The 7,373-nt window shown below is 35.1% G+C and carries 7 protein-coding genes; 4 read left to right on the top strand and 3 right to left on the bottom strand.

The genetic code is table 11. The features are described 5' to 3' along the window. Positions 1-1,200, bottom strand: a 1,200-nt coding sequence (locus tag QZ138_RS01695) for a restriction endonuclease subunit S (RefSeq protein ID WP_292885428.1), incomplete at its 3' end; no start/stop codon positions are given. Between the two features lie 272 nt (positions 1,201-1,472). Next, positions 1,473-1,727, bottom strand: a complete 255-nt coding sequence (locus tag QZ138_RS01690; protein WP_292885425.1) for a hypothetical protein — start codon at positions 1,725-1,727, stop codon at positions 1,473-1,475. Positions 1,728-1,797: 70 nt separating this feature from the next. On the opposite strand from QZ138_RS01690, the gene QZ138_RS01685 reads away from it, so the two are divergent. Then, a complete protein-coding gene (locus tag QZ138_RS01685) occupies positions 1,798-2,388 on the top strand; it encodes a stage II sporulation protein M (RefSeq protein ID WP_292885423.1) in 591 nt (196 codons plus the stop codon). A 44-nt stretch (positions 2,389-2,432) separates the two neighbouring features. Here QZ138_RS01685 and QZ138_RS01680 read toward each other — a convergent pair whose 3' ends face one another. After that, positions 2,433-4,085 carry a hypothetical protein gene (locus tag QZ138_RS01680; protein WP_292885421.1) on the bottom strand — a complete coding sequence of 551 codons (1,653 nt, stop codon included), beginning with the start codon at positions 4,083-4,085 and terminating at the stop codon, positions 2,433-2,435. A 168-nt stretch (positions 4,086-4,253) separates the two neighbouring features. Between QZ138_RS01680 and fdhD the strand changes: the two genes are divergently transcribed. From fdhD to QZ138_RS01665, 3 genes are all read left to right on the top strand, one after another. Beyond that, a complete protein-coding gene (gene fdhD, locus QZ138_RS01675; protein WP_292885419.1) occupies positions 4,254-5,084 on the top strand; it encodes a formate dehydrogenase accessory sulfurtransferase FdhD in 831 nt (276 codons plus the stop codon). Between the two features lie 90 nt (positions 5,085-5,174). Then, positions 5,175-5,963, top strand: coding sequence for a class II glutamine amidotransferase (locus QZ138_RS01670; RefSeq protein ID WP_292885416.1), 789 nt, complete (start codon positions 5,175-5,177; stop codon positions 5,961-5,963). A 3-nt stretch (positions 5,964-5,966) separates the two neighbouring features. Next, positions 5,967-7,367, top strand: a complete 1,401-nt coding sequence (locus tag QZ138_RS01665) for a hypothetical protein (protein ID WP_292885412.1) — start codon at positions 5,967-5,969, stop codon at positions 7,365-7,367. Positions 7,368-7,373 lie beyond the last annotated feature (6 nt).

Here is a 7,373-nt window from a genome sequence, read left to right as displayed (position 1 = left end):
TGATACATCAATTTCTCCAGACATTAATTTTGGGAGTAATGTATCTCTAAGATTAGTTAATTTATTAATTTCTTTTTGATTACATTGAATTTCAGCATAGATGAGTTCAAATCTTTCAGAAATATTTTTTAGTTCTGATAAATCTTTTGGCAATGCTATTTTAAACTTTTTAATTCCTTTTTTATCTAAATGTAAAACCGTAGTTCCATTAACATAACCTAAAATATGTTTTTTAAAATTATAACTTTTGAAAATTGATGCTAATAAGAAATTATTAATTTCCAGAATTTTAGATTCAATTTTCACTAAATCCATTGACATAATAAGTTCATCATAATTTTGTTTGTCGAGCACCATTATGCAATTTCCTATAATGTCTGCGTCTTGAGTTACATCAGTACAGGAAATCAAAACATCATTTTCATTTATGAAATGATGTTTCTTAATTTTATTTGAATAAACAATTTCCTTAAATCCATCGATTCTAAAACTTCCATCACGATTGAAATTTTTTATTGTAACCATTCCACAATCAGATTCTTGCAATTCGGCTCCTTTATAAGAATATCCATTATAAATATCAATTATTGACCCAATATTAACCAGTTCCCAATCATCAGGGACATTATCTAATTCAAAACTCTCAAAATACTCTTTATACAATATTTTAATTAAATTTTGCAAATTTCTATTTATCTTTTCTAAATTTTCAATCTTTAACTCAATATTGTCTATAATTTCTACAATAATATCTTGATTTTCAAGAGATGGTAAATTAATATCAATTGTTGATAATTCAGAGAAAGTTATTTGTGGAAATGTTCCAGATCTTGATTCCGCTAACCCTTGTAAAAAATTAACAACATCTTTATTCTTCAAAATATAATATAAGTACTTTGATCTTATTTTATCTTTTTTAGGACGCAATACCATTAGTTTTGTAGATGCTACATAATTTTTTGATTCAAAATCTACAAATGCATAATGTTTATTAGCAGGCCTAATTTCTGAATATAAAATGTCTCCTTTTTGAAATAACTTTTTAAATTGTCCTTTTATATCTTTATTTGGAACAAATTCATGGTTTAAAACTTTACCATTAAAAACATCAGAAGTATTGATTAATACAATGTTTTCAGTATTTTTATCAAAAGTTTCAGATATCGAATCACATAATTCATCTAAATAAACTAAACTCAAATTTGAATATCTTTTAATGTGTAAAGTAAAAAAATAAAAATCACTAAGGAAGTAGATTTTAAGATTTTTTAAAACAAGAGGTTGAATGTGATTACAATAGGATATCTAATGATTAAGATAGTTATTCAGATTGTTAATTGTTTAAAGTTTGTAATTTTGAAATTATTAAAACTTGGTTTATAATCTATTTACGAAAAGGTTAAAAAATTGGAGAATGGGTAAAAAGTAATTTTTTATTTTTTCTTTGTAATATTTAATAACTTCTTATTCTATTAATATTCCTCTCCAAGCCAACCCTGGTTGATGTCGGGGTATCCGCATTCCTCGCAATACCCGTCATAGTACGGTGCGCCGCATGATGGGCATTCGCAATATGCATAACGATTGTAATGGTTATTTCTCTGGTAGGTTGTATTTGCAGTTCTTTTAGGTGTGGTTGTGCTATTACTGGATGAATTGCTGTCGCTGCAACAGCAGGCGGAAACAACAAGTATGAATAATATCACAACTGCTATTGTTCCAATCATGTATTAATGTTATGTGCATGTAATATTTAATGTTTGCCTATTAAATAGTTTTAAAATAATACTTAACATTATGAGGGAATTTTTCAAAAGAAACAAAAAAGTATTGCTGATTTCATTAATCTTATTTTTGATTTTTGCAGTAGGGGCTGCAGTCTTTACTTTTATCAATATTGGGGATAATTACGGCCAGATTACACACGGCATCCTTCAGGCAAAAGCCAATGGGACACTGAAAGTTGATGAGAGTCTGCCTAAACTGAACACCTTTGATTTGTTTTTGCATAATCTCTTTGCGGATTTGATTGTAATCGTTGGCGGATTGCTGTTTTCAGTAATTTCGCTGCTTATCATAATATTCAATGCCATAAGTATTGGAATGCCCTTCGGTACTGATTTGACCTTTTTTTCAGTCACCATTTTGCCTCATGGAATTATTGAATATGCAGCATCAATATTTTCCCTTGCATGTGCATTCAAAATAACAAAGCTTGAAGTTGAAATGATTAAAACAAAAAGTTTCACAAATGTTTTAAGGGAGCATAGAAGGGAACTTAAGGATATTCTGATAATGATTGTGGTTGTTGTTGTCCTGCTTGCAGTTGCAGCGGTCATCGAATGCAATATTGTCGAGTTGATTGTAAAATGGTATTTCGGAATTTGATTTTTAAAAAATAAAAATAGTTAGGGAGATTAATATTTCCCTAATCATTGGCTTACATTTGGAATTCTTTCATGGACATTATGTGCAGTCCATTTTGTACCCATGCTGTGGTAGTAGTGATTGATTTGTGTTTTTTCACTGTTTGACAGCTGATAGTTGAGCTTGACAACCAAACCGATGCCGGCAAATTTGCTTTTGAGGTAGCTTATGGACACCCAGTTTGTCGGAACATTCTTTGATCCTACATTATAGCTGCCGTAGGAGTTGCTCACCAGAACCTTTTTTCCGTCGGAGCTTATGTCCACTATGGAAACGTAATGGTTTGGAAGGTATGCTATTATTGCAGCGCCTGTTTTCAATTCGTTCATGGCACGGTTAAATGAGGAATCGTCATAGAAATAATGTGTCTTGAAGCCGTTGTCCTCCAGAACGCTTTTAAGAACGGGGATGTTGATACCGTCATAGCAGTTTCCTTCAACCTGGAAGTATCTTTCGGAATGGTAGTTTTTCAGGGCCTGGCTGCAGACGCTGGCGGATGTCGGACCGCAGTTATATCCGGTATTCTGAACGTCACGGACTATAGGGTATGTGTATGATTTTCCTTTGAGATTGACCGTGATGGAACCTGGCCAATATGAATATTTGAATGCCCTGACGAGTTTGGTATTGATTGCCCTTTCAATAACATTCCATTTTTCACGCTTTAGAATGTGATATGTATTTGGAGAAGCCTTAGTTTTGAAGAAAGTATATTTTGACAGCTTGTCATATAAGAACAGACAATGGCTGTCTCTTGTAAGGGTTTCCTTATATTGTGCTTTTGAAAGGGTGTATTTTGCATTTCCGTCTCCCATTACATAATTTTCAGGCATCATGTCAACATCCGGAATTCCGTTTATGGTAGGAATTGAATTCTGTAAAGGATCGAGAACGTCACCTTCAATGCACACCACATTTTTCGAACGTTTATACTTTCCAAGCTTGACAGTGACCTTATAGTTTTTTGCGGCAACTTGAGGCTTGATGATAATGAATCCCTCTGAGTTGGTTTTTTTGGTGAATTTATTCTTTCCAACCCATATCTTAAGGGTTTTTTTGGAAATGGCCTTTTTTGCACCTTGCAGATATACTCTAAGATATCCGTTGGTGAGCAGTTTTGAATTTCCAATCTTGATTTTAAATGAGTTTTGGATATAAACCCTGATTTTTTTGGAAAGTGCATAATACTTGCTGCTGGCGCTGCTTTTTATTTTAAGTGTCACTGATGATTTTTTTGTTTTAATCTTGACTGCGAATTTGCCGTAGTTTCCTGTTGTCTTTTTGTATGTTTTTCCGTTGAGGGTCACCTTTACTTTTTTCTTTACAACAGGATTGCCGTTTGAGTCAACCAGATACATGTAGTATTTGCTGCCCTTCTTTACAAAGTTGGCATAGGTTGTAATCTTCAATTTTGTTTTTGTTGTGCTTTTTGCCACATTATTATTTGTCGGTGTACTTGCTGATTTGATGATGTTGGATGATGAATCGCTTTTCAATTCATCACTTTTCTCATTAGTGCTTTTTAAAGTCTTTTCATTGTCATTCGAATCGTTTTCATTCAAATCAGTAGAGGTTATTGGGGTGTCGTCCTGAGTTTCCTGGAGGGCATCCGTTGAATTATTGTCATTTGCAGATGCTGCACCAATAACCAAAAACAATAATATGATAAAAAAGAACATAAATGTTGATTTTTTTGGCATGGTTGTTTATTTTTGATTTTTTAATATATAAATTAAACCCAAATCCACTTTTAAAGATGTATGGTATATCATATAACTTAAAATATAAATATAACAATTGTTAATATTTAGTATTGGTGTATGAAGATGGATTTCTTAAGACAGACTGAAGTTATTCAATGGAAAGATGGGGAATATAAAACCATCAGGGAAAATAGTGTTGACGACGAATATACTTACTTGTTTATTGATTATTTGCCTCCAAGAAAGTTTTCAACCTATCCAAAAGATTTGGAGGATTTTGCAGTAGGATACTGTCTTGGAGAAGGTTTAATCAAGGATTATTCTGACATCGATTCAATCACTCTGGACGGCACAAACGTACTGGTTTCAACAAAACTCTCACATGATCCTGAAGAGGACCTCGAACAGGAGGGCATAGTTCAGGAGCGAAAGGGAAACTGTGAGCATGCATGTGTCTGCAGGCTGCTTGAGTATCAGGGTGTCAACTCCGACAATGCAGGAGGAATCCGCTCTGAGCTGAAAACAGTCGATCCCATCAAATCGGATTTGACTATCGATGCCACTCAAATCATCAGGGATATCGAGCATCTCACCGATGAAGCCAAAGTATGGCAGAAGACCGCAGGAGTTCATGTGGCGCAGTTGAAATATGAGGATAAGATAATAATCCGTGAGGACGTAAGCCGTCACGTTGCAGTGGATAAGGTTATCGGAGCTGCTGCAAAAGAGGGCTATGACTTTTCAAGGTGCTACATTTCATACAGTGGCAGGATGCCTGCAGATATGCTTATTAAGGTAATCAGGGTAGGCATTCCCATCATCATTTCAAATGCGGCTCCCGCTTCCTCGGGAATTGATGTTGCAAGACTGGGCAACATCACAATGATCGGTTTTGTTCGCGATAACCGCTTCACAGTTTTCACTTCTCCCGAGAGAGTTGATTTGGAAAGTTAGTTATACCAAAATATTTATATAACAATAGTTATATAATTCTAATTGTTACAATATAACAATTGTAATAAAAATTGGGAAGGAGGATAATCAATGTGCGAAATTTTTTGTTTTAATTCAGATAAGCCAAAACAAATAAATGAATGTTTAGAATGTTTTTATAATCACTCAGAAAATCATCCCCATGGATGGGGATTAGCTAATATGCAACCTGATGAATTTGTTATACGTAAAGAGCCTATAAAAGCAACATGTAGTCAGCACTTGAAAGAGATATTGTCCAATCCTCTTGTTAGCAAAAACGTTTTTGCCCATATCCGATTAGCGACAATGGGCGAAATCATATCTCCCAATTGCCATCCCTTCATCGAATTGGATGATAATAACAGGTCATGGATGTTAATACATAACGGGACAATATTCGATTATCCTCCACTTGATAAATACAGGGAAATCGAAACAGGAAACACGGATTCCGAAAGGATTTTGCTGTACATAATTGATAACGTAAATAAATTTGAAGAGGCCAAGGGAGCTCCGTCAACAATAAAGGAGCGATTCAATCTGCTTGCCGAACTGATAGAAGAAATGGCTGAAGGCAATAAATTGAATCTGATGATTTATGATGGGGATCTGACCTATATTCACTCAAACATGAGAGATTCACTATACTATTTAAATAATGATGAGGGGTTTCTTGTTGCGTCAACGCCAATAACTGATGATGAAAACTGGAAACCTGCCGAAATGAACAAGCTATTCGGGATAATTGACGGAAATATAATATTTGAAAGCGAAGAGCACAATAATGAATTCACATTGACAAAGGAACACGAGGAATTCATACAAAAACACATTAACTCTCTAAATCTAGGGGATTAATTCATGAAAGACAATATGCAAAGCCTGATAGAAGAAAGAATCTATCAGCAGTTCATCAAACCTACAAACCAGAAAAAGGACTTCATAGGAATTGAAATAGAAGTGCCTATCATTAATCTCAACAAGCAGGCGGTCGACTTTGGAATCGTTCACAAGGTAACCTCAAAAGTCCTTGATCACTTCAAGGATTTCAAAAAGGAGGGCATAGACTATAACGGAGACATTTTTTCAATCAAAAATCCAAAGAATGATGACATAATCTGTTATGACTGCTCCTACAACAACATCGAATTTGCAATGGGGCGTGAAAAGGACCTGTTTACAATAAACGATAGGTTCGTAGAGTATTATTCATTTGTCAAGGAGGAATTTGAAAAGTATAATCACACGCTGACCGGAATGGGCATAAACCCCTATAGGAAATACAATGAGGAGATTCCCATTCCCTCTGAAAGATATCTCATGCTTTATCATCATTTGAAGTCATTCAAGAATTATAAGAATGTTCCTATGCATTTTCACAACTATCCTGCATATGGAATGTTTTCATCAGCTTCACAGGTTCAGCTGGACGTCTACAGGGACGATTTGGTCAAGACCATAAATGTCTTTTCAAAAATCGAGCCGATCAAAGCAATCTTGTTCTCAAATTCGGTATTTCTTGATGAAAACAAACATGTGACATGCTTCAGGGATGCTCTGTGGGAGTATTCGACCCATGGAATAAATCCCCACAATATCGGAATGTATGATGTGGAATTTAACAATCTGGATGATTTGGGAGCATATCTCGAGTCCCTGAACATATACTGTGTGATGCGTGACGGGGCATACATCAATTTCCCGACAATGAACCTTCAGGAGTACTTTAAAAAGGACTACGTCAGGGGAGAAATCTACTCGAACGGAAAGTACAGATACATTGATGTCAAGCCGCTTATTGATGATATCAATTATCTAAGACCATTCAAATTCATCAACTTGACATTCAGGGGCACCGTCGAGTTCAGAAGCGTCTGCACACAGCCGATATATGATACCATGACTGTTGCTGCATTTCATTTGGGCCTGAAAAACAGGCTCGACGAGCTGGCCGAAATAATCGCGAATGACAAGGTAATCTATCACAAGGGATATACCGCCCGTGAGCTTAGAAAGCTATTGATTCAGGATGAAATCCCTTCCTTTATCGATAAGGATGAATTGTGTAGGCTGACAAAGGATATAGTTGATCTGGCAAATGATGGATTATGCGACAGGGGCATTGGTGAAGAGACATTTTTAAAACCCTTGTATCGGCGCATTAAGGACCATACCAATCCCGGCAAAAACATCATTGAATCAATGCACAAGGGCATTGAATTAGAAAAAATTATTAAAGATTATGGAAAAATCAAAGAATAGGGATTG

Source organism: Methanobrevibacter sp. UBA212 (genome assembly GCF_905233225.1).
In the GTDB taxonomy this organism is placed as follows: Archaea; Methanobacteriota; Methanobacteria; order Methanobacteriales; family Methanobacteriaceae; genus Methanocatella.
Note: the sequence above shows the minus strand (reverse complement) of the source record. Positions and strands in the feature narration are given on the sequence as shown.

Excerpts from the sequence above, each read along its gene's own strand:
- QZ138_RS01690 (WP_292885425.1), bottom strand. The coding sequence starts at position 1,727 with ATGATTGGAACAATAGCAGTTGTGATATTATTCATACTTGTTGTTTCC.
- QZ138_RS01665 (WP_292885412.1), top strand. The coding sequence starts at position 5,967 with ATGAAAGACAATATGCAAAGCCTGATAGAAGAAAGAATCTATCAGCAG.
- QZ138_RS01670 (WP_292885416.1), top strand. The coding sequence starts at position 5,175 with ATGTGCGAAATTTTTTGTTTTAATTCAGATAAGCCAAAACAAATAAAT.
- fdhD (WP_292885419.1), top strand. The coding sequence starts at position 4,254 with ATGGATTTCTTAAGACAGACTGAAGTTATTCAATGGAAAGATGGGGAA.
- QZ138_RS01685 (WP_292885423.1), top strand. The coding sequence starts at position 1,798 with ATGAGGGAATTTTTCAAAAGAAACAAAAAAGTATTGCTGATTTCATTA.